We start from the raw sequence: 22640 nt of genomic DNA, 5'->3' as shown, positions 1-22640 counted from the left end.
GAGAGAGGATGCGGACCTGTCCATCCTTCATCCGCCAAGGAGAACCTCCATGTCCGCCGACCTTTTCCCCGCAGCCTCCGGCGCCCTCACGCGCCGCCAACTCGTCATCGGCGGCGGCGCGGCCGCGCTGGCCGGCGTGCCTGCACTGGCGCATGCGCAATCGAAGACGATCAAGATCGGCTACCTCACCACGCTGTCGGGCGTTCGCGCCAACTTCGGCGAGGCCGACCCCTGGAGCCTGGAGCGCGTGCGCGCCGCGCTGAAGGACGGCCTGACCATCGGCGGCACGACCTACAAGGTGGAGATCGTGGTGCGCGACACGCAGTCCGATGCCAACCGCGGCGCCACCATGTCCAGCGAGCTGCTGCTGCGCGAGAAGGTCGACCTGCTCTTGGTGCAGGACAGCGACGCGGCGCTGGCCGCCGGCCAGCTGTGCGACGTCAACGGCGTGCCGATGGTCTCGACCATGGGGCCGTGGCAGGCCATCACCTTCGGTCGCGGCTCCACGCCGCAAAAAGGTTTTCCGTTCTCGTTCCATTTCTTCTGGGGCGCCGACGACGTGCTGAAGAACTTCTTCGGCATGTGGGAGCCGCTGAAGGTGGAGCGCACGCTGGGCACGCTGTACATCGACAACGGCCCGGGCCACGCCTTCGCCGATCCGGCCACGGGCATCCCGGGCGGCGCGAAACAGCGCGGCTACAAGGAGACCAACGGCGGCTTCTTCAAGATCGCGACCGACGACTTCAGCAACCAGGTGTCCAGCTTCAAGGCGGCGCGCGCGAACATCGTCTCGGGCTTTGCCTACGCCAACCACTTCGCCACCTTCTGGAAGCAGGCGCAGCAGGCGGGCTACCGGCCCGAGGTGGTGACGATGGCCGCGTCGTTCCTGTTCCCGAGCGCGGTGGAGTCGCTGGGCGCGGCGGGCAACGGCATGTCGACCGAGGTCTGGTGGACGCCGAACTTCCCGTTCAAATCGTCGCTCACGGGCCAGAGCGCCAAGGCGCTGGCGGCCGACTGGGAGGCCACCACCGGCAAGCAATGGACGCAGCCCATCGGCTACGGCCACGCGCTGTTCGAGGTCGGCATTGCCGCGCTGAAGAACGCCACCAACCCGAAGGACAAGAAGGCCGTGCGCGACGCGCTGGCCAACCTGCAGCTCGATTCGGTGGTGGGGCGCATCGACTTCAAGGGCAGCCCGATCAAGAGCGTGGCCGTCACGCCGATGGTGGCGGGCCAGTGGCGCAAGACCAAGGCGGGCAGCAAGTTCCCGTACGAGCTGGTCATCACGCACAACAGCACCGCCAAGCAGATTCCGGTGGAAGACGAGCTCAAGCTGCTGTCGCAACTGAAGGCTGCATGACCGACTGCCTCGTCATCGACGGCCTGTGCAAGCGCTACGGCGAGATCGTCGTGGCCGACCAGGTGGCGCTCTCGCTCGCACGCGGCGAGTGCCTGGGCGTGGTCGGGCCGAACGGCGCGGGCAAGAGCTCGCTGTTCAACCTGATCACCGGCGTGGCCGTGCCCGACGCGGGCAGCATCCGCCTCGAAGGCCGCGAACTCGTCGGGCTGCACGCCGATGCGCGGGCGCGGCTGGGCGTGGCGCGCGCCTTCCAGATCCCGCAGCCCTTCGCACACCTGAGCGCCTACGAGAACGCACTGGCCGCCGCCACCTTTGCCGCGCGGCTGCCGCGCGCGCAGGCCGCGCGCCAGGCCTGGGCCGTGCTGGAGCGCACCGGCCTGGCCGACCGCGCCGACGTGCCGGCCGGCCGCCTGCCGCTCCTGGACCGCAAGCGCCTGGAGCTGGCCAAGGGCTTGGCGGCGCGGCCGCACCTGCTGCTGCTCGACGAAATCGCCGGCGGTCTCACCGAGGCCGAGGTGCAGGTGCTGGTGGCACTGGTGCTCGAGCTGAAGCAGGACGTGGCGATGATCTGGATCGAGCACATCGCACAGGCGCTGATGGCCGTCGCAGACCGCATCATGGTGCTGAACTTCGGCCGCAAGCTGCTGGAAGACACACCCGCCGCCGCCATGGCCAGCCGCGAGGTGCGCGAGGTCTACATGGGCGTGGGCGACGAAGACACCTTGCAGGAGAGCACCCATGCCGCTGCTTGAAGTGCGCGAGCTGTGCAGCCACTACGGCGACCTGCAGGCGCTGTTCGACCTCTCGCTCGACGTGGCGGAGGGCGAAGCCACCGCGCTCATCGGCGCCAACGGTGCGGGCAAGTCGACGCTGATCCGCGCCATTGCCGGACTGGGCTCGCGCAGCCGGGGCGGCATCCGCTTCGACGGCCAGGCGATCGAGGCCGAGCCGGCCGAGCGCATCGCGCGCCGGGGCATCGCGCTGGTGCCCGAGGGGCGGATGCTGTTTCCTTCGCTCACCGTGGAAGAAAACCTGCGCATGGGCGCGCTGTGCGGCCGGACCGGCCACTGGACGCTGCCCACGGTGTACGCGCTGTTCCCCATCCTGCAGGAGTTCCGCCACCGGCCGGCCACGCAGCTGTCGGGCGGGCAGCAACAGATGGTGAGCATCGGCCGCGCGCTCATGGCCAACCCGCGCCTGATGCTGTGCGACGAAATCTCGCTGGGCCTGGCGCCGGTGGTCATCGAGCAGATCTACCGCGCCTTCGGCGACATCCGCGCACAGGGCACGGCGCTGCTGGTGGTGGAGCAGGACGTGACGCGCGCCTGCCGCATCGCGCAGCGCGTGTACTGCCTGCTCAAGGGACGCGTCACGCTCGCGGGCCGCGCCACGGACTTCAGCGCCGCGCAGATCGCCAACGCCTACTTCGGACACTGAACACCTCCCCACCATGGCCTGGCTCGAAACCCTCATCAACGGCGTGCTGCTCGGCGGCCTCTACGCGCTCTTCGGCCTCGGGCTGGCGCTGGTCTTCGGCGTGATGCGCATGGTCAACCTCGCGCACGGCGAGTTCGTGGTGCTCGCGGCGTACTTCGCGGTCTTCCTGGCCACGCAGTTCCCCGGCGTGTCGCCGCTCATCTTCATCGCGCCGGTGGCGCTGGCGGCCTTCGGCATGGGCTACCTGCTGCAGCGGCTGCTGCTGAACCGCGCGGTGGCCACCGACGATCCGCTCACGCCGGTGCTGGTCACCTTCGGCATCGCGGTGGTGCTGCGCAACCTGATGGTCGAGCTGTTCGGCGCCGACCCGCGCGCACTCGACGGCGGCGCGCTGGCCACGGCCGGCTTCGAGATCGGCGGGCTGCGCATCGGCTGGTACCCGGTGCTGGTGCTGGTGCTCGCGGTGCTGGCCTTCGGCGCGCTGCAGTGGCTGCTGCAGCACTCGCGCTTCGGGCTGGTGGTGCGCGCCACCTCGGACCACCGCGAGATCGTGCGTACGATGGGCGTGCGCCCGCGCCATGTGTATGCGGTGGTGATGGGGCTGTCGCTGGCCTTCGCGTCGGTGGCGGGGCTGCTGCTGGCGCTGCGCACCTCGTTCACACCCTTCTCGGGCGTGGAACGGCTCTTGGGCGCGTTCGAGGTCGTGATCATCGGCGGCCTGGGCTCGTTCCGCTGGGCGCTGGTCGGCGGCATCGCGCTGGGCGTGGCGCAGCTCGTGGGCCAGCGGCTCGATTCCAACGCGGGCGCGCTGTACGCCCACCTGCTGTTCTTCGCGGTCCTGATGGTGCGCCCCAACGGCATCGCAGGTTCCCGCACCTGAGATCACTGACTTCAATGCGCCATCCGTCCCTCGCCCCCTGGCTCGGCTTCACCGCCGCGGCCCTTGCCATCGCCTTCGCGCCCACCGTGGCCGACGGCGGCCTGCTGCGCCTGCTCAGCGAGGTGCTGATCACGCTGGCCATGGCCCAGATGTGGAACCTGCTGGCCGGCTACACCGGGCTGGTGTCGATGGGCCACCAGGCCTTTGCCGGCATCGGCGCCTACCTGCTGTTCGTGGCCTCCGACCGGCTGGGCATCTCGCCCTACTGGATGGTGCCGGTGGCGGGCCTGGGCGGCGCGCTGCTGGCCGCCGTGGTGGCGCCGCTGATGTTCCGCCTGCGCGATGCCTACTTCTCGATCGGCATGTGGGTGATGGCCGAGATCGTGCGCCTGCTGGTCGCCAAGTTCCCGCTGTTCGGCGGCGAGTCGGGCGTGCCGCTGCAGGCGGTGCGGCTGGTGGAGGCCGAGACCTTCCAGCAGAACGCGTTCTGGATCTCGGGCGCCATCGGCCTGGCGGCAGTGGCCGGCGTGTACCTGCTGATGCGCTCGCCCTTCGGCCTGGGGCTGATGGCGGTGCGCGACAACGAACTGGCCGCCACGAGCATCGGCGTGAACGTGTGGCGCAACCGCTTCATCGCCTTCGTGCTGTCGGGGCTGGGCTTCGGGCTGGCCGGCGGGGCGCACTTCATGGGCACGATGTTCGTCTCGCCCGACTCGGCCTTCGACATCAACTGGGTGGTGACGGCGATGTTCATCGTGATCATCGGCGGCATCGGCACCATCGAGGGGCCGCTGATCGGCACCGTCATCTACTTCGGGCTGCGCGAGCTGTTCAACACCTGGTTCGCGATGTCGGGCGGCTGGTACCTGATCGCGATGGGCTGCATCGCCATCGCTGTCATGCTGCTGGCACCGCGTGGCCTGTGGGGGCTGGCGCGCGAGCGCTGGGGCTGGCGCGGCCTGAGCGTGCAGCGCCATCCACCACCGCGCGACGAAGCCTCGCTGCCCGCACCTCTTCCTCCCTCCACACAAGGACGCACCGCATGAAGACCACCGCCTTCTTTCACGACGAACGCACCTTCTGGCACGTGCCCGGCGGGCTGCATGCGCTGTTCCTGCCGGTGGGCGGCTGGGTGCAGCCCATGGCCGGCAGCGGCATGGCCGAGTCGCCCGATTCCAAGCGGCGCATCAAGTCGCTGATAGACGTGTCGGGCCTGAGCGCGCAGCTCGACGTGCTGAGCGCGCCGATGGCCAGCGAAGAAGACCTGCAGCGCGTGCACCCCGCCGGCTACCTGCAGAAGTTCAAGGCCGCCAGCGACGCCGGCGGCGGCGACCTGGGCGAGGTCGCGCCCTTCGGCCCGGGCAGCTACGAGATCGCGAAGCTCTCGACCGGGCTGGCCATTGCCGCGATGGACAGCGTGCTGCAGGGCCGCCACCGCAACGCCTTCGCGCTCACGCGCCCGCCGGGCCACCACTGCCTGCGCGAGCACAGCATGGGCTTTTGCCTGTTCAACAACATCGCAGTGGCCATCGAGACCATGAAGGCGCGCCACGGCCTGGGCCGCGTGGCCGTGATCGACTGGGACGTGCACCACGGCAACGGCACGCAGGAAATCTTCTACGACCGCCCCGACGTGCTCACGCTCTCGCTGCACCAGGAGAACTGCTTCCCGCCCGGCTACAGCGGCGCCGAAGACCGCGGCACGGGCGCGGGGCTGGGCTTCAACGTCAACATCCCGCTGCAGCCCGGCGGCGGGCACGCGGCCTACATGCATGCCTTCGAGCGCATCGTGACGCCGGTGATCGACCGCTACCGGCCTGAGCTGATCGTGGTGGCGAGCGGGCTGGACGCCAACGGCGTCGATCCGCTGGCGCGCATGCAGCTGCACCCCGAGTCGTTCCGCCAGATGATGCGGCAGGTCAACGCGCTGGCCGCGAAGCACTGCGACGGGCGCGTGGTGGTGGTGCACGAGGGCGGCTACTCGGAAGCCTGCGTGCCCTTCTGCGGACTGGCGGTGGTGGAAGAACTGTCGGGCCACCGCACCGAGGTGGAAGATCCGTTCAGCGACTTCTTCGGGCTGCAGCAGCCCTCGGCGCGCTTCGATGCGTTCCAGCGTGAATTGATGGGCGAGATGGCGGCGTTGCACGGGCTCTGAGGCGGCGGCATGGACTAAGCTCGTCGCTGCCGGCTTATGGCCGCGCGTCCTGCTTCAGAGTCCATGCCCCGTTTCATCTCCCGCCGCACCGTCGTCGTTCTCTCTGCCCTCGTCCTCGTCGCCCTGCTCGGCCTGTGGGGCGCGAGCCGCTTCAACGTCAACCCGACGCATGCGCCCGGCGAGGTGATCGACCAGTTCGAGGGCGTGCCGGTGTACTACAACGGCGCCATCAACCACGTCGACGGGCGCAGCGTGGCGCCCGACGGCTACAACATCGGCCTGCGCTGGCAGTGCGTGGAGTTCGTCAAGCGCTACTACTACGAGCGGCACCAGCACCGCATGCCCGAGGCGCGCGGCCATGCCAAGGCCTTCTTCGACGCGGCCGTGGCGGACGGTGCGCTGAACACGGCGCGCAACCTGGTGCAGCACCGCAACGGCGGCGCGAGTGCGCCGGCCGTGGGCGACATCGTGGTGTTCGCGCCGTGGCTCTTCAATCCCTACGGCCACGTGGCGATCGTGTCGCGCGTGGACGCCGACGCGGTCGAGATCGTGCAGCAGAACCCTGGGCCCTTCGGCACCTCGCGCGAGCGCCTGCCGCTGGTGCTTACCGCCGAGGGGCGCGCGCAGCTGGGCACCGGGCGCGTGCTCGGGTGGCTGCGGCTGCCCACCGCCGCCGTCGCCTCCCCCAAACCCTGAATCGCGGTCTAATCACAGCCATGTGCCAATTGCTAGGGATGAACTGCAACACGCCGACCGACGTGACCTTCAGCTTCACGGGGTTCGCGCAGCGCGGTGGCCGCACCGACCACCATGCCGACGGCTGGGGCATCGCGTTCTTCGAGGACCGCGGGCTGCGCCACTTCGTCGACCACCAGCCCGCTTGCGAGTCGCCGGTGGCGGAGCTGATCCGGCGTTACCCCATTCAAAGCCGCAACGTCATCGCGCACATCCGCAAGGCGACGCAGGGCGAGGTCAACCTGCAGAACTGCCACCCCTTCGTGCGCGAGCTGTGGGGCCGCTACTGGGTGTTCGCCCACAACGGCGACCTGAAGGACTTCCGCCCGCGCCTGCACGGCAACTTCCACCCGGTGGGCAACACCGACAGCGAGCACGCCTTCTGCTGGATCATGCAGGAGCTGGCCAAGTCGCACGCGGGCGTGCCCAGCGTCGAGGAGCTCACGCTCACGCTGCGCGAACTGGCGCCGCAGCTGGCGGCGCACGGCACCTTCAACTTCATGCTGTCGAACGGGCAGGCGCTGTGGGCGCATGCCTCCACCAACCTCTGGTACGTGGAACGCCGCCACCCCTTCGTGACGGCGCAGCTCTCGGACGAAGACCTGGAGATCGACTTCGCCCAGCACACCACGCCCACCGACCGCGTGGCCGTGGTGGTGACTGCGCCGCTCACCACCAACGAGACCTGGACGCCCTTCGCCTCGGGCGAGTTGCATGTGTTCGTGGACGGGCAACGGATGCCGCGCTGAGGCCCGAAATTCAGTCTTTTGGCTGACACTTTTTTGCAACAGCGCAAGAAAGTATCGATGAGTGAGTGCAAAAAATGAACAATAACTGTTCTCATTTGCATTCGGTCGATCTTTCATGTCCGCTCCCCATTTCTTTCTCCGGCCGACCGTGGCCGCCTCGCTGCTGGCCCTTCACGCCCTGACGGCCCTGGCGCAGACACCGCCCGCCGAACCGGCGGCCCCCGCCAGCGGCACGCTGAGCACCGTCACCGTCGAGGCCAGCGCCGACGCCTCGGCCGAAGGCCTCACCAAGCCCTTCGCGGGCGGTCAGGTGGCGCGCGGTGGGCGCGTGGGCATCCTGGGCAACCAGGACATGATGGATTCGCCGTTTTCCAGCACCAGCTACACGCACGAGCTGATCCAGAACCAGCAGGCCAAGAGCGTGGCCGACGTGTTGCAGAACGACCCCTCGGTGCGCGTGGCGCGCGGCTTCGGCAACTTCCAGGAGTCGTACTTCATCCGCGGCTTCGTGGTGAATTCGGACGACATCGCCTACAACGGCCTGTACGGCCTGCTGCCGCGCCAGTACATCTCGTCGGAGCTGTTCGAGCGCGTCGAGGTGCTGCGCGGCGCGAGCGCCTTCCTGAACGGCGCCACGCCCACGGGCGGCGGCATCGGCGGCAACATCAACCTGCTGCCCAAGCGCGCGCCGAACGACCCGCTCACGCAGGTCACGCTCGGCACGGCCAGCGGCTCGCAGAGCTATGTGTCGACCGACATCGCGCGCCGCTTCGGGCCCGACCAGAGCCTGGGCGTGCGCCTGAACGCGGCCCACCGCGACGGCGGCACCGGCGTGGACGCCGAGCAGGTCAAGCTCGACGTGGCCTCGGTCGGCTTCGACTGGCGCAGCCGCAACGCGCGCATCTCGGCCGACATCGGCCACCAGGAACACCGGCTCACGCGCACGCGCCCGAACGTGACGCTCGGCGCCGGCGTGACCCGCGTGCCGTCGCCCCCCGACAACCAACGCAACTACGCGCAGCCCTGGACCTACTCCAACGAGCGCGACACCTTCGGCTCGCTGCGCGGCGAGTACGACCTCACCGACAACGTGACCGCCTGGATCGCCGGCGGCGCGCGCAAGAGCCACGAAGGCAATTCGCTGGCCGGCCTCACGCTCACGAACAACCTCGGCGCGGGCAACATGTCGCGCTTCGAGAACCAGCGCCAGGACAGCACCCGCACGGCCGAAGCCGGCGTGCGCGGCAAGTTCACGACCGGCCCGGTGAACCACACGGTGGTGGCCTCGTACTCCTACTACCAGCTCAAGGAGAAGAACGCCTACAAGTGGGACTTCTTCAACCCCCTGAAGACCAACCTGTACGCACCCGTCGGCTACCCGATCCCGGCCTACACGGCGAGCGCGTTCCGCGGCAACGACATGGACAACCCCGCGCTGCTGACGCAGACGCGCCTGAGCAGCCTGGCGATCGGCGACACGCTGTCCTTCCTGGACGACCGCGCGCAGCTCACGCTCGGCGTGCGGCGCCAGAAGCTGGAAAGCACCGACTTCGCCTACGACACCGGCAAGCCCACCGCTTACGAGAAGAGCCGCACCAGCCCGATGGCCGGCTTCGTGTTCAAGCTGCAGCCGCAGGTGTCGCTGTACGCGAACTACATCGAGGGCCTGAGCAAGGGCGACACGGCGCCCACGGCGCCCACGGTGTCGACCGGCGGCGCCGTGCGCAACGCGGGCACGCAGCTGTCGCCCTATGTGTCGAAACAGAAAGAGATCGGCATCAAGTTCGACGGCGGCCGCATCGGCGGCGGCCTGGCCTTCTTCACGACCGACAAGCCGCGCGCGCTCGTCAACAGCGCCGGCTACTACGTGGCCGAAGGCCGCGACCGCCACCAGGGCCTGGAGCTGACCGCCTTCGGCGAAGCGGCCAAGGGCGTGCGCCTGATGGGCGGCATCACCTTCCTGGACGCCAAGCAGCGCGCCACGGGCGACGCCACGACCGACGGCCGCCGCGTCATCGGCATCGCGAAGACGCAGGGCACCCTGGGTGTGGAATGGGACGTGCCGGGCGTGCGCGGCCTGTCGCTGGACGGCCGCATGGTGTCCACGGGCCCGAGCTACGCCGACGCCGCCAACACGCTGCGCGTGCCGGGCTGGACGCGCTTCGATGTCGGCGCGCGCTACCTCACCGAGGTGGCCGGCAAGCTGGTGACGCTGCGCGCGCGCATCGACAACCTGACCAACCGCAACTACTGGGCCTCGGTGGGCGGCTACCCGAACAACGGCTACCTGGTGCTCGGCGCGCCGCGCACCTTCACGCTGTCGGCGTCGGTCGACTTCTGATCAGGCCGAGGCCAGGTGCGCCTCGAGCGCATCGATGAACATCTTCGGCACGTCGAAGCCGGTCTGCTCGGTGATCTCCTGAAAGCAGGTCGGGCTGGTCACGTTGATCTCGGTGACCGAGTCGCCGATCACGTCGAGCCCGATCAGGAGCAGCCCGCGCGGCGCCAGCACCTTGCCGATGGCTTCGGCGATCTCGCGGTTGCGCGCCGTGAGCGGCTGGGCCACGCCCTTGCCGCCGGCCGCGAGGTTGCCGCGCACCTCGGTGCCCTGCGGAATGCGCGCCAGCACGAAGGGCGCCGGCTCGCCCGCGATGATCAGGATGCGCTTGTCGCCCTGCGTCACCTCGGGCACGAAGCGCTGCACCATGATGGTTTCGGCGCCGTCCTTGTTGAGCGTCTCGACGATGGAGCCGAGGTTCAGCGCATCCTGCTTGACGCGGAAGATGCCCATGCCGCCCATGCCGTCGAGCGGCTTGAGGATGATGTCGCCGTGCTCGGCATGGAAGTCGCGCACGGCCTGCGCGCTGCGCGTGACCAGCGTGGGCGTGACGAACTGCGGAAACTCCATGATCGCGAGCTTCTCGGGGTGGTCGCGCAGCGCGCGCGGCGAGTTGACCACCTTCGCGCCCTCGCGCTCGGCCTGCTGCAGCAGGTGCGTCGAGTAGATGTACTCGGCGTCGAAGGGCGGGTCCTTGCGCATCAGCACGGCGTCGAAGTCCTTCAGCGCCTTCGACTCGACGATGTCGACGTGGTACCAGTCCTTGGCGTCGCCGGTGAGCGTGATCTGCTGCACCACGGCCGAGACGCGCCCGCCGGAGGTCCACTGGATGTCCTGCGGCAGGCAGGCTGCGATGCGGTGGCCGCGGCGCTGGGCCTCGCGCATCATCGAGAAAGTCGTGTCCTTGTAGATCTTGAAGTGATCGAGCGGGTCGGCGACGAAGAGGATGTTTTTCATCAGGCGTTCTTTCCGGCGCCGGGAGCGGCGGCTGTGGAGGGGGTTTCTGGCGGCATGTTGCCGGAAGCGGCGATGTCCTTGCCGGCGGGGGCTTTTTCAACGGGCACCTGCACCCGTGCGCGGCCGACCTGCTGCACCGCCAGCGCCACCGCGCCGGCCACCACGCCCCAGAAGGCGGAGCCGATGCCGGCCAGCGTCACGCCCGAGAGCGTGACCAGGAAGGTGATGAGCGCGGCCTCGCGGTGCGCCTCGTCGCGCACCGCTGCCGCCAGCCCGCCGCCGATGGTGCCCAGCAGCGCCAGCCCGGCGATGGCCGCGACCAGCTCCTTCGGAAAGGCCGTGAGCAGGCCCGTGACGGCCGCGCCGAACAGGCCTATCACCACGTAGATGGCGCCGCAGCTCACGGCCGCCGTGTAGCGCCGCGCCGGGTCTTCGTGCGCCTCGCGGCCCATGCACATGGCGGCCGTGATGGCGCTCAGGTTGAGCGCGAAGGCGCCGAAGGGCGCGAGCACCAGCGTGGCGAGGCCGCTGATGGTGATGAGCTTGCTGACCGGCAGGTCGCTGTAGCCGCTGGCGCGGATCGCCGCCACGCCGGGCAGGTTCTGCGAGGCCATGGTCACGACGAACAGCGGCAGCGCCAGGCTCACGATGGCCTGCCAGGTGAACACCGGCACCGTGAACACCGGCCAGGTGAGCGAGAAGTGCACGGCCGACCACGCCAGCTCGCCGCGCGCGGCCGTGAAGGCGATGGCCACCAGCAGCGTGAGCGGCACCGCATAGCGCGGCAGCAGGCGCTTGCCCAGGAGGTAGGTGGCGAGCATCAGCAGCACCAGCGGCAGCGCGGTCTGCGCCGCCGTGAAGGCCGAGATGCCGAAGCGCGCGAGCACGCCGGCCAGCAGCGCCGAGGCGATGGCCATCGGGATCTTGTTCATCACGCGCTCGAACCAGCCCGTGGCGCCCGCGAGCACGATCAGCACCGCGCAGACGATGAAGGCGCCCACCGCCTCGCCCATGCTGTAGCCCGCGCCGGCCACGGCCAGCACGGCCGCACCGGGCGTGCTCCAGGCGATCATGACGGGCTTGCGCCACCACAGCGAGGGCAGCGCCGAGGCCAGCCCCATGCCGATGCCCAGCGCCCACATCCACGAGGCCACCATCTCGGGCGTGGCGCCGAAGGCCTGGGCGGCCTGGAACACGATGGCCACCGAACTCGTGAAACCCACGAGCACGGCGACGAAGCCCGCGGTGAAGGCCGAAAGGCTCAGGTCCTTGAAGAATCGCATGCCGCGATTCTGCCGGGGCGCGCGCTCTGGCGCCGCGTGCCTCAGATCTCGATCTTCGAGCCCAGCTCGACGACCGCGTTGTTGGGCAGGCCCAGGAAGGCCGCCGCACCGCTCGCGTTGTGGTGCATCTGCGCGAACAGCTTCTCGCGCCAGGGCGCCATGCCGCTGCCCAGCGTGGGGATCACGACGTCGCGCGAGAGGAAGTAGCTGGTCGTCATCGGCTCGAGCTGGCAGCCGCGCATGCGCGCGTTGTCGAGCGCGCGCGGCAGGTCGATGTCGTTCTTGAAGCCGTAGTGCACGATCACCTGCCAGCAGTGGTTGCCCAGCGCCTCGATCTCGATGCGCTTGTCCATCGGAATCCAGGGCACCTCGTGGTTGCGCACGGTGACGAACATGTTCTGCTCGTGCAGCACCTTGTTGTGCTTCAGGTTGTGCAGCAGCGCGTTGGGCACCACGCCCGGTTCGGCCGTGAGGAACACGGCCGTGCCGTCCACGCGCGCGGGCGGGCTCATGAACACCGAGCCCAGGAACGACTTCAGGTCGATCGCGTCGGCGTGCTGCGCCTCGCCCATGAGGCGGCGGCCTTCCTTCCAGGTGACCATCAGCGTGAACACGGCGCCGCCGATCAGCAGCGGGAACCAGCCGCCTTCGAACAGCTTGAGCAGGTTCGAAGCGAAGAACAGGAAGTCGACCACGAAGAAGATCGCGGTCGAGGCGATGCACAGCGCCAGCGGCAGCTTCCAGGCGTAGCGGATCACGAAGAAGGTCAGGATCGTGGTGATCAGCATGTCGGTGGTCACCGCGATGCCGTAGGCCGCGGCCAGGCTGCTCGAGGTGCGGAACATCACGACCGCCATCACGATGGCGACGAACAGGCCCCAGTTGACCAGCGGGATGTAGATCTGGCCCGCAGTGCGCACGCTGGTGTGCTCGATGTTCAGGCGCGGCAGGTAGCCCAGCTGGATCACCTGGCGCGTGACGCTGAAGGCGCCGGTGATGAGGGCCTGCGAGGCGATCACCGTCGAGAGCGTGGCCAGCAGCACCAGCGGAATCAGCGCCCATTCAGGCGCCATCATGAAGAACGGGTTCTTCACGGCCTCGGGGTTCTCCAGGAGCAGCGCGCCCTGGCCCAGGTAGTTGAGCGTGAGCGCCGGCATGACGACCGAGAACCACGCGATGCGGATCGGCTTCTTGCCGAAGTGGCCCAGGTCGGCGTACAGCGCCTCGGCGCCGGTCACGCACAGCACCATGGCGCCCAGCAGGATGAAGCTGGTGCCCGGGTTGTCCCAGATGAACTTCAGCGCGTACCAGGGGTTCAGCGCCTTGATGATCTCGGGGTGGTGCGCGATCTGCCACACGCCCAGCACGGCGATGGCCGCGAACCACGCCAGCGTGACGGGGCCGAAGAACTTGCCGATGCCCGCCGTGCCGCGCTTTTGCACCGCGAACAGGCAGAACAGCACGACCAGCGTGATCGGGATCACGTAGTGCTTGAAGTGCGGCGACACCACCTCCAGGCCCTCGACCGCCGAGAGCACCGAGATGGCCGGCGTGATCACGCCGTCGCCGTAGAAGAGCGAGGTGCCGAAGATGCCGACGATCAGGAGCAGCTGGCGCAGCCTCGGCTTGTCGGCCACGGCCTGGGAGGCCAGCGCGAGCATCGCGACCAGGCCGCCCTCGCCTTCGTTGTCGGCGCGCAGCACGAGCACGACGTACTTGATCGAGACGATGACCGTGAGGGTCCAGAAGAACATCGACAGGATGCCGTAGACGTTCTCCACGGTGAACGGCACATGGCCGTGACCGAAGACTTCCTTGACCGCATAGAGAACGCTGGTGCCGATGTCGCCATAGACGACGCCGATGGCGCCGACGATGAGGCCGGCAGAGATGTTTTTGGGGGCTGACACGGGGGTCGATGGGAAAAGGTTGGCTCGCAATGATCGACGCGTCAGTCACGCCGGGGTGCCGCGGCCGTGCCGCGCATCCCTCCGCCCTTTTGGTTCCGTTGCTGTGGGGCCGCTATTTTGCCGTTGCCCGCTGACGCCGCAACCCGCCCCCGCCGCTCATTCGTAGATTTCGGCGTCCGGGTCGGTCGCTTCCATCTCGTAACTGGCCGCGACCATGGCCAGACGGCCCACCACGCCATACATGTAAAAACGGTTGGGGGCGCTGGCGCCTGGCTTGGCGCCCGGCTGCGGCAGCTGCGCGCTTTCCGAGAAGGCCAGCGGCACGTAGCTGGCGCCCGGCTGCTTGAGGTTCTCGTCGGCGGCGCGCTCGGCGTGCACGCGGTAGAAGCCGCCCACCACGTAGCGGTCCATCATGTAGACCACCGGCTCGGCCACGCCGTTGTGCACGCGCTCGTTGGTCAGCACGCCTTCCTGCACGATCAGCTCGGTGGGCTCGCGCAGGTCGCGCCCGGCGCTGGTCTTGGCGGGCGACGAGGTGGCGGTGCGCGACTTGCCGATCAGCGCCTCGACCTCCTTGGCGTCGCGCACGGTCACGACGCCGGGGCTGCCGCTGCCGCTGTGGCCGCCCTTGACGACCACGAAGGGCTTCTCGTTGATGCCGTATTCCTTGTACTTGCGGCGCACCTTGGTGAGCACCGCGTCGACATGGCTGGTGAGCACGTCGATGCCGCGGCCCTCGGCCACGTCGACGCCTTCGGCGCGCGCGTAGATCGGGTTGATCAGCCAGGGGTCGATGCCCAGCAGCTTGCCGAAGCGCTTGCACAGCTCTTCGTAGCTGTGCAGGTGGTTGCTCTTGCGGCGCACCGACCAGCCCGCGTGCAGCGGCGGCAGCAGGTACTGCTCGTGCAGGTCTTCGAGGATGCCGGGCGTTCCTGCAGAAAGCTCGTTGTTGAGCAAAATTGTGCAGGGATCGAAATTCTTCAGGCCCAGGCGGCGCTTGGAGCGCACCACCGGCTCGAGCGTCACGGTCTCGCCGTTGGGCAGCTCGATCTTCTTGGGCGACTTGATGGCCGGATCGATCGAGCCGATGCGCACATTGAGGCCCGCCATGTGGAAGATGCGCACCAATTGCGCGACGTTGGCGAGATAAAAGGTGTTTTTCGAGTGGTTTTCAGGAATGACGAGCAGGTTGCGCGCCTCCGGACAGATCTTCTCGATGGCCGCCTGCGCGGCCTGCACCGCCAGCGGCAGCATTTCCTTGGTGAGGTTGTTCCAGCCGCCCGGAAACAGGTTGGTGTCGACCGGGGCGAGCTTGAAGCCCGCGTTGCGGATGTCGACGGCGCTGTAGAACGGCGGCGTGTGCTCCATCCACTCGAGGCGGAACCAGCGCTCGATGGCGGGCATCGAGTCGAGCACCCGCTGCTCCAGTTCGTTGATCGGGCCGGTCAGGGCAGTGACGAGATGCGGAACCATGCAGCGGCCTTGTTGGTTTTGTGCTTAAAGGTGGAGTGGAATTGTAGGATTTGGGGATGGCGCGCCCGATGACAAGCAGCCAAAGAGAACAAAGCACCCCAATCCACAACACACGTTGCAAGAACACCGCGGCACGGGCCTCGCCGCGCCGCCGGCCCGATGGCCCCGGCCCTTCGGACCCCGATTAACCGCGGACTTCGCCCTGCCCCAGCACCACGTACTTGAGCGAGGTCAGGCCTTCGATGCCGACCGGGCCGCGCGCGTGGAACTTGTCGGTGCTGATGCCGATTTCGGCGCCCAGCCCGTACTCGAAACCGTCTGCGAAGCGCGTGCTCGCATTCACCATCACACTGGCCGAATCGACCTCGCGCAGGAAGCGCTGGGCGTTGATGTGGTCGCGCGTGACGATGGCGTCGGTGTGGTGGCTCGAGTAGCGGTTGATGTGCGCAATGGCCTCGTCCAGCCCCGCCACCACCTTGATGCTGATGACGGCGGCCAGGTACTCCTCGGACCAGTCGGACTCGACCGCATCGATCACCTTCGCCTGCGGATGGTGCGCCTCGCTGGCGCGCAGGATCGCGGCGGCGGCCGGGTCGCAGCGCATCTCGACGCCCTTGGCGGCGAAGATGGCGGCGATCTCGGGCAGGAAGTGGTCGGCCACCGAGGCCGCCACCAGCAGGCCTTCGGCGGCGTTGCAGGGGCTGTACTTCTGGGTCTTGGCGTTGTCGACGATGCGCAGCGCCATGTCGAACTCGGCCGTGTCGTCCACGTAGACGTGGCAGTTGCCGTCCAGGTGCTTGATGACGGGCACCTTGGCGTCGCGGCTGATGCGCTCGATCAGGCCCTTGCCGCCGCGCGGAATGATCACGTCGACGAACTCGGGCATGGCGATGAGCTGGCCCACGGCCTCGCGGTCGGTGGTCTGCACCAGTTGCACCGCATCGACCGGCAGGCCGGCTTCGGCCAGCGCCTCGGACACCAGCAGCGCCAGCGCCTTGTTCGAGTCGATGGCTTCCGAGCCGCCACGCAGGATAGCGGCGTTGCCGCTCTTGATCGCGAGGCTCGCGGCCTCGATGGTCACGTTGGGACGGCTCTCGTAGATCATGCCGAAGACACCGATCGGCACGCGCATCTGGCCCACGCGGATGCCGCTGGGCTGCTGCTTCATGCCGATGATCTCGCCGATCACGTCGGCCATGCCGGCGAGCTGCTCGCAGCCCTCGGCCACGGTCTCCAGGACCTTGGGCGTGAGCTTGAGCCGGTCGACCATCGGGGCCGACAGGCCGGCGGCCGTGGCGCGCTCCAGGTCCTTTTGATTGGCGACGGCCAGCGCGGGGCCGGCTTCGCGCAGGCGCCGGGCCAGCGCCTTCAGTGCTCTGTTTTTGGTAGCTGCATCCGCACGGGCCATGAGGAATGCAGCGGCTTTGGCTTGCAGACCGAGGGTCTGCATGTGCTCGCTGACGTTGAACGCGTTCATGACCGGCATTTTCCCACGCGGACCTTCGGCCCGGCTGACGCGGGCCTTTTGATGGCGATCGACGTCAGGCCCGGCGCGGCGCCGCAGCCGTGCTGCAGGCGCGGCACAGCATCAGCGCCAGCCGCTGCAGCGCCTGCCAGCCGCTGGCGGGCCAGTCGGGCTGCTTCAGGCCCTTGCAGATGCCGTCGACCAGGTGGGCCGCGCGCAGCAGCCGGGTCAGCATGCGGTCGTCCAGGCGCGGCAGCACGCGCTCGAAGGCGCGCTCGCGCGGGCCCCAGATGCGGTTCTCGCGCAGCGCCATCGGCAGCGGACGGCCGGCGGCCATGGCGTCCTTCACGCGCTTGAGGGCGCGGATGTCCTCGGCGATCGTGTAGTGCACCAGCACCTCGGCCTCGCCCTCGGCCTGCAGGCCGTCGAGCATGCGCGCCACGCGCTGCGGGTTGCCGGCCAGCACGGCCTCGGACAGCTTGAACACGTCGTAGCGCGCCACGTTGTTGACGGCGCCCTCGACCTGCTCCCAACTCAGCTCGCCGGCCGGGTGCAGCAGCGCGAGCTTCTGGATTTCCTGGTGCGCGGCGAGCAGGTTGCCTTCGACGCGGTCGGCAAAGAACTGCAGCGTGCGCTGGCCTTCGTCGCCGGGCATCACGCGCTGGTTCTGCAGCCCCAGGCGCTGGGCGATCCATTGCGGCAGCGCGGCGCGCTCGATCGGGTCGACCTGGATGCTCACGCCGTTGTTCTCCAGCGCCGAGAACCACGCACCGGTGCGCGTGGCCTTGTCCAGGCGCGGCAGCATCACCAGCGTGAGCGTGCTGTCGTTGCCGGGCGCCCCCTCGGCCAGCTGCTGCAGGGCGACGCTGCCGTCCTTGCCGGGCTTGCCCGAGGGAATGCGGATCTCGACGATCTGCTTGTCGGCGAACAGCGAGAGCGAGCCCCCCGCCGCGAGCACCGCGCTCCAGTCGAAGTGCGCGCCGGCCACGGTGTACGAGCTGCGCTCGGTGTGGCCCTGCGCACGCGCGGCGGCGCGGATGGCGTCGGCCGCCTCCTGCGCGAGCAGCGGCTCGTCGCCGTGGATCGTGTAAAGCGGCTTCAGGCCCTTTTGCAGGTGGGCGCCGAGCTGGGCACTGGCAAGTTGCATTGAAAAAAGAACGGAAGCGACGCTTACAGGGACTGCACCGCCGCCAGCCGGCGCATCAGCTGCTGCGCGATGTCGGCCTGCATGTCGCGGAACAGCAGGTCGGCCTCGCCTTCCTTGGCCAGCGCGTTGGTTTCGTTGAAGCTCAGGTCGCGCGTCTGCGAGACCTCGGACGCGGGCAGCAATTCCTTGCCGCCCGGCGTGCGCAGGCTGAAGCGCACGCGCAGGCGCAGTTGCAGTTCGCGCAGCAGGCCGGCGGAGTTGGTCGAGATCACGAAACGGTCGCGGTCCTCGCCCAGCACGACCAGCACGGCGTCGGCGGTGCTGGCCTCTTCCTTGGGCACCAGCGTCACGTTGCCGGCCGCGCGCAGCTCGCGCCGCAGCTGGTTGATGAGCGCCGTATTGCCTTCGAGCGACAGCGTCTTGAACGCGAAGTTCGGCGCCTTGCGCAGCGCGAAGCCGCAGCCGGACAGGGCCAGCGAAGCGCCTGCCACGCCGAGGCCCAGGAGAAAGCCGCGGCGCGGCTGCGAGGCATTGCGAATGTTCATGCGTCTGTCGTTTCCGTCGTTCTGCAGTGTCGGGTTCAGATGACCACGTTGACCAGGCGCCCGGGCACCACGATCACGCGCTTGGCCGGCGCGCCTTCGGCGAAGTTGACGAAGTCGTCGCAGGCGAGTGCCAGCCGCTCGATCTCGTCCTTGGACGCACCGGCCGGCACCAGCAGCTTGCCGCGCAGCTTGCCGTTGACCTGCAGCATGAGTTCGACTTCGTCCTGCGCCAGCGCGGCCACGTCGACCACGGGCCAGGGGGCGTCGAGCAGGTCGCCCGAGGCCTTGTCGTAGCCGAGCTGCTGCCACAGCTGGTGCGCGATGTGCGGCGTGGCCGGGTACAGGCAACGCAGCAGGATGCCGAAGCCCTCGCGCGCGGCGGCCGCGTCGCCCGCGCTGCCGTCGGACTTGAAGCCCTCGAGCGCGTTGAGCAGCTTCATCGCGCCCGACACCACCGTGTTGTATTGCATGCGCTGGTAGTCGTAGTCGATCTGGCGCAGCACGGTGTGCACCTCGCGGCGCAGCGCCTGGGCGGGCTTGCCGAAGCTCTGGCCGGCGAGCGCCACCGGCGCCACGTCGGCCTGGGCCACGCCGTAGTTCCACACGCGGCGCAGGAAGCGGTAGCTGCCTTCGACGGCCGCGTCGTTCCACTCGAGCGTGGCTTCGGGCGGCGCGGTGAACATGGTGTACAGGCGCGCGGTGTCGGCGCCGTACTTCTCGATCAGGTCCTGCGGGTCGACGCCGTTGCGTTCGCTCTTGCCCATCTTGCCCACGCCGCCGTACTCGACCTTGGTGCCGTCGGCCAGCGTGCCGCCGGTGATGCGGCCCTGTGCGTCGAGCACCGCCGTGACTTCGAGCGGCGGGAAGTAGTCCTTGCCGCCCTTCTCGTTGCGCTTGTAGAAGATGTGGTTGAGCACCATGCCCTGCGTGAGCAGCTTGGCGAAGGGCTCGTCGGCCTTCACCAGGCCCAGGTCGCGCATGACCTTGGTCCAGAAGCGCGCGTACAGCAAGTGCAGGATCGCGTGCTCGATGCCGCCGATGTACTGGTCCATCGGCATCCAGTAGTCGGCGCCTTCGGCGACCATGGCCTTGTCGTTGGTCGGGTCGCAGTAGCGCATGAAGTACCACGACGAATCGACGAAGGTGTCCATCGTGTCGGTCTCGCGCCGCGCGGCCTTGCCGCACACCGGGCAGGTCACGCCGGCGTGGAAGCCTTCGTGCTTGGCCAGCGGGTTGCCCGAGCCGTCGGGCACGCAGTCGGTCGGCAGCACCACGGGCAGGTCCTTCTCGGGGACCGGCACCGCGCCGTGTTCTTCGCAATGGATGATCGGGATCGGCGTGCCCCAGTAGCGCTGGCGGCTCACGCCCCAGTCGCGCAGGCGCCAGGTGGTCTGCAGCTCGCCCAGGTCCTTCTGGCCCAGCGCATGCGCCACGGCGGCCACGGCCTCCTTGTAGGTCATGCCGCTGAAGTTGTCGGAGTTGATGGTCACGCCGCGCTGCTTGTCGCCGTACCAGTCCTGCCACTTGTGATAGTCGAAGTGCGGCTCGTCGTCGACCAGCACGACCTGGATGATCTCGATGCCGTACTTGTTGGCGAAGGCGAAGTCGCGCTCGTCGTGCGCGGGCACGCCCATCACGGCGCCGTCGCCGTAGCCGATGAGCACGTAGTTGCCGACCCACACCGGCACCTGCTCCTCGGTGATCGGGTGCTTCACGGTCAGGCCCGTGGGCACGCCCTTCTTCTCTTGCGTGGCGAGCTCGGCCTCGGTCGTGCCGCCACCCTTGCATTCTTCGATGAAGGCCGCGACCTTGGGATCGAGCGTGGCGGCGTGCGCGGCCAGCGGGTGCTCGGGCGCGACGGCGCAGAAGGTAACGCCCATGATGGTGTCGGCGCGCGTGGTGAACACGTACATGCGGCCGTCCTGGATGAGCTTGCCGCTCGCGTCCCGGATGTCATGCGTGAAGGCGAAGCGCAGGCCTTCGCTCTTGCCGATCCAGTTTTCCTGCATCAGCTTGACGCGCTCGGGCCAGCCCGGCAGCTTGTGCTGGGTGTGCTCGAGCAGTTCTTCGGCGTAGTCGCTGATCTTCAGGTAGTAGCCGGGGATCTCGCGACGCTCGACGGTGGCGCCGGTGCGCCAGCCCTTGCCGTCGATCACCTGCTCGTTGGCCAGCACGGTCTGGTCGACCGGGTCCCAGTTCACGACCTGGGTCTTGCGATAGGCAATGCCCTTCTCGAGCATCTTCAGGAACAGCCACTGGTTCCACTTGTAGTAGCTCGGATCGCAGGTGGCGATCTCGCGGCTCCAGTCGATCGCCAGGCCCATGGCCTGGAGCTGGCCCTTCATGTAGGCGATGTTCTCGTAGGTCCACTTGGCCGGCGGCACGCCGTTCTTCAGCGCCGCGTTCTCGGCCGGCAGGCCGAAGGCGTCCCAGCCCATGGGCATCAGCACGTTGTAGCCGCTCATGCGCAGGTAGCGCGTGAGCATGTCGTTGATCGTGTAGTTGCGCACATGGCCCATGTGCAGCTTGCCGCTCGGGTACGGCAGCATCGAGCAGGCGTAGTACTTCTTGCGGCTCGCGTCCTCGGTGACACGGTAGACATCGGCGGCGCGCCATTGCGCCTGGGCAGCGGACTCGACGTCGCTGGGTTTGTAGCTGGGGTTCATGACATCTCGGCAGGGCCCGGCTCGACGGCGGCCGGGAAGGCGGATTATCGCGCCGTGCGTGATCGTCCCCCGGGCCCCATGCCGGAATCAGGCCCTTTCCTGCGGCGGCGGGGCGGGCGTCCACTCGTCGCCGAACAGTTCCGGCTCGCTGTAGGCCTCCAGATTCGCCCAGTGGTGGGCCGCGTCTTCCCGGTAGAACAGGCTGGCAAGCCCCGCCGCCAGGCGCCGCGCGCCGTCGCTGATGGCCGGGATGTCGCCCGACACCGTGCCGTGCGACAGCGCCGCCGGGTAGCAGAAGCAGTGGATGCGCGCGAGGCCCGGGCAGGCGCCGGGCGCGTTTTCCTGGAATTCGAAGGCCGGACCGAGGTCGGGCGAATCGGCCAGTTCGCGGTCTTCGTCGCCGGGCGCGGGCGTGAAACGGTCTTTCCAGGTACGAATGTGCGCGGCGATGCCCGCGAATTCGGGGCGGGCGGCCCAGTCGACCTGGAAACCGGTCGACACGATCAGGAAGTCGAATTCGAAAGCGCCTTTCGGCGTGGTCACGCGCAGCGCCTCGCCCTGCCGCGCCACGGCCAGGATGGGGCAGCCGAAGTTGAAGAAAGCGTTGGCGTGCCGCGACACCCGCAGCGTGCTGCCGTGCGGCGGCGGCACGTTCAGCACGTTGATGTAGTGGCGGATGCGCCATTTCAGTTCGTCGGGCAGGTCGTAGTGCCCCTGCGTGAGCCCCGGCACGCCGGCGCCCTTGCCCTTGTTGACGCGCGGCAGGTCGGGCCGGCGGATCAGCAGCTCGACGCTGTGCGCGCCCGCTTCGAGCGCGGTGGCGGCGCTGTCCATGGCCGAGGAGCCCGCGCCGACCACGCCCACGCGCAGGCCTTTCAGGCGCGCGTAGTCCATCTCGTCGGAGGAATGCGCCCACTTGGCACGCGGCAGGCCGTCCACGAACGCCGGCACGGCCGGGCCGCCCAGGCCGTCGCGGCCGGTGGCCAGCACGACGCGGCGCGCCAGCACGCGGCGCTCGCCCTCGGGCGTGCGCAGGTCCAGGCGCACGGCGCTGGCGTCGGGCAACGGTTGCAAGCCAGTAACAGCGGTGTCGTTGCGCACGTCCACGCCCATCACGCGGCGGTACCAGACCAGGTAGTCCATCCATTGCAGGCGCGGGATCTTGTCCATCGCGGCCCAGGCCTCGGTGCCGAACTGGGCCTCGAACCATGCGCGGAAGGTCAGCGAGGGCAACCCCAGCGCCGGGCCCGTGAGCTCCTTGGGCGAGCGCAGGGTTTCCATGCGCGCCGTGGTGGCCCAGGGGCCTTCGCGCCCGGCCGGCGCGCGGTCGAAGACCACCGCGCGGATGCCCTGCTGCGCCAGCGCGCCCGCCGCGGCCAGCCCGGCCTGGCCGCCGCCGATGATGGCCACGTCGAGCACGGGTTCGCCGTCGACCTGGCGCGGCGGCACCCAGGCGCGGGCGGGCCAGCCGAGGTAGTCGAGGTCCTGGGCGAGCCGGCGTTCGAGCGCGGCAAGGCCGATGGGTGGGGCGGAGGGGGAG

Annotated in this window: 18 protein-coding genes; 9 read left to right on the top strand and 9 right to left on the bottom strand. The window is 68.8% G+C overall.

Annotation, left to right across the window (positions count from 1 at the left end):
• The first annotated feature begins 49 nt into the window (after positions 1 to 49).
• The 9 genes from AC3WQR_RS20225 to AC3WQR_RS20185 all read left to right on the top strand — a co-directional run bounded on the left by AC3WQR_RS20225 (position 50) and on the right by AC3WQR_RS20185 (position 9657).
• Positions 50 to 1360, top strand: a complete 1311-nt coding sequence (locus AC3WQR_RS20225; RefSeq protein WP_307636095.1) for an ABC transporter substrate-binding protein — start codon at positions 50 to 52, stop codon at positions 1358 to 1360.
• On the top strand, positions 1357 to 2112 hold the full coding sequence (locus AC3WQR_RS20220; protein WP_492743276.1) for an ABC transporter ATP-binding protein: 756 nt from the start codon (positions 1357 to 1359) through the stop codon (positions 2110 to 2112). Before AC3WQR_RS20225 ends, AC3WQR_RS20220 begins: the two co-directional genes overlap by 4 nt.
• Positions 2099 to 2797, top strand: coding sequence for an ABC transporter ATP-binding protein (locus tag AC3WQR_RS20215; RefSeq protein WP_492743275.1), 699 nt, complete (start codon positions 2099 to 2101; stop codon positions 2795 to 2797). Before AC3WQR_RS20220 ends, AC3WQR_RS20215 begins: the two co-directional genes overlap by 14 nt.
• A 13-nt stretch (positions 2798 to 2810) precedes the next feature.
• The gene (locus AC3WQR_RS20210) at positions 2811 to 3677 is read left to right on the top strand and encodes a branched-chain amino acid ABC transporter permease (protein WP_492743274.1); all 867 of its coding nucleotides are present in this window, start codon (positions 2811 to 2813) and stop codon (positions 3675 to 3677) included.
• 14 nt (positions 3678 to 3691) lie between these two features.
• Positions 3692 to 4723, top strand: coding sequence for a branched-chain amino acid ABC transporter permease (locus AC3WQR_RS20205; protein ID WP_492743273.1), 1032 nt, complete (start codon positions 3692 to 3694; stop codon positions 4721 to 4723).
• Positions 4720 to 5832: a class II histone deacetylase gene (locus tag AC3WQR_RS20200; protein WP_492743272.1), complete on the top strand. Its 1113-nt coding sequence runs from the start codon at positions 4720 to 4722 to the stop codon at positions 5830 to 5832. Before AC3WQR_RS20205 ends, AC3WQR_RS20200 begins: the two co-directional genes overlap by 4 nt.
• 63 nt (positions 5833 to 5895) lie before the next feature.
• Positions 5896 to 6528, top strand: a complete 633-nt coding sequence (locus tag AC3WQR_RS20195; RefSeq protein ID WP_492743271.1) for a CHAP domain-containing protein — start codon at positions 5896 to 5898, stop codon at positions 6526 to 6528.
• Positions 6529 to 6548: 20 nt separating this feature from the next.
• Positions 6549 to 7316: a class II glutamine amidotransferase gene (locus tag AC3WQR_RS20190; RefSeq protein WP_062477710.1), complete on the top strand. Its 768-nt coding sequence runs from the start codon at positions 6549 to 6551 to the stop codon at positions 7314 to 7316.
• A gap of 115 nt (positions 7317 to 7431) precedes the next feature.
• The gene (locus AC3WQR_RS20185) at positions 7432 to 9657 is read left to right on the top strand and encodes a TonB-dependent receptor (protein WP_492743270.1); all 2226 of its coding nucleotides are present in this window, start codon (positions 7432 to 7434) and stop codon (positions 9655 to 9657) included.
• On the opposite strand, the gene gshB is transcribed toward AC3WQR_RS20185, so the two are convergent.
• The 9 genes from gshB to AC3WQR_RS20140 all read right to left on the bottom strand — a co-directional run.
• A complete protein-coding gene (gene gshB, locus AC3WQR_RS20180) occupies positions 9658 to 10611 on the bottom strand; it encodes a glutathione synthase (RefSeq protein WP_492743269.1) in 954 nt (317 codons plus the stop codon).
• Positions 10611 to 11894: a benzoate/H(+) symporter BenE family transporter gene (locus AC3WQR_RS20175; RefSeq protein WP_492743268.1), complete on the bottom strand. Its 1284-nt coding sequence runs from the start codon at positions 11892 to 11894 to the stop codon at positions 10611 to 10613. Before AC3WQR_RS20175 ends, gshB begins: the two co-directional genes overlap by 1 nt.
• A gap of 41 nt (positions 11895 to 11935) precedes the next feature.
• Positions 11936 to 13804 (bottom strand): potassium transporter Kup, encoded by a 1869-nt coding sequence (locus AC3WQR_RS20170; protein WP_159273598.1) that lies wholly within the window; start codon positions 13802 to 13804, stop codon positions 11936 to 11938.
• Positions 13805 to 13960: 156 nt separating this feature from the next.
• Positions 13961 to 15277: a glutamate--cysteine ligase gene (gshA, locus tag AC3WQR_RS20165; RefSeq protein ID WP_062477724.1), complete on the bottom strand. Its 1317-nt coding sequence runs from the start codon at positions 15275 to 15277 to the stop codon at positions 13961 to 13963.
• Positions 15278 to 15461: 184 nt separating this feature from the next.
• Positions 15462 to 16754: a glutamate-5-semialdehyde dehydrogenase gene (locus AC3WQR_RS20160; RefSeq protein ID WP_307636103.1), complete on the bottom strand. Its 1293-nt coding sequence runs from the start codon at positions 16752 to 16754 to the stop codon at positions 15462 to 15464.
• Between the two features lie 64 nt (positions 16755 to 16818).
• Positions 16819 to 17889, bottom strand: a complete 1071-nt coding sequence (holA, locus tag AC3WQR_RS20155) for a DNA polymerase III subunit delta (protein ID WP_062477727.1) — start codon at positions 17887 to 17889, stop codon at positions 16819 to 16821.
• A 23-nt stretch (positions 17890 to 17912) separates the two neighbouring features.
• Positions 17913 to 18434 (bottom strand): LPS-assembly lipoprotein LptE, encoded by a 522-nt coding sequence (locus AC3WQR_RS20150; RefSeq protein WP_062477729.1) that lies wholly within the window; start codon positions 18432 to 18434, stop codon positions 17913 to 17915.
• 35 nt (positions 18435 to 18469) lie between these two features.
• Positions 18470 to 21100, bottom strand: coding sequence for a leucine--tRNA ligase (gene leuS / locus AC3WQR_RS20145; RefSeq protein ID WP_492743267.1), 2631 nt, complete (start codon positions 21098 to 21100; stop codon positions 18470 to 18472).
• 87 nt (positions 21101 to 21187) lie between these two features.
• Positions 21188 to 22640: FAD-dependent oxidoreductase (locus AC3WQR_RS20140; protein WP_492743266.1), on the bottom strand; the 1453-nt coding region annotated here is incomplete at its 5' end.

This window comes from Variovorax sp. FW305-3-2-15-B-LB1, assembly GCF_058787635.1.
Note: the sequence above shows the minus strand (reverse complement) of the source record. Positions and strands in the feature narration are given on the sequence as shown.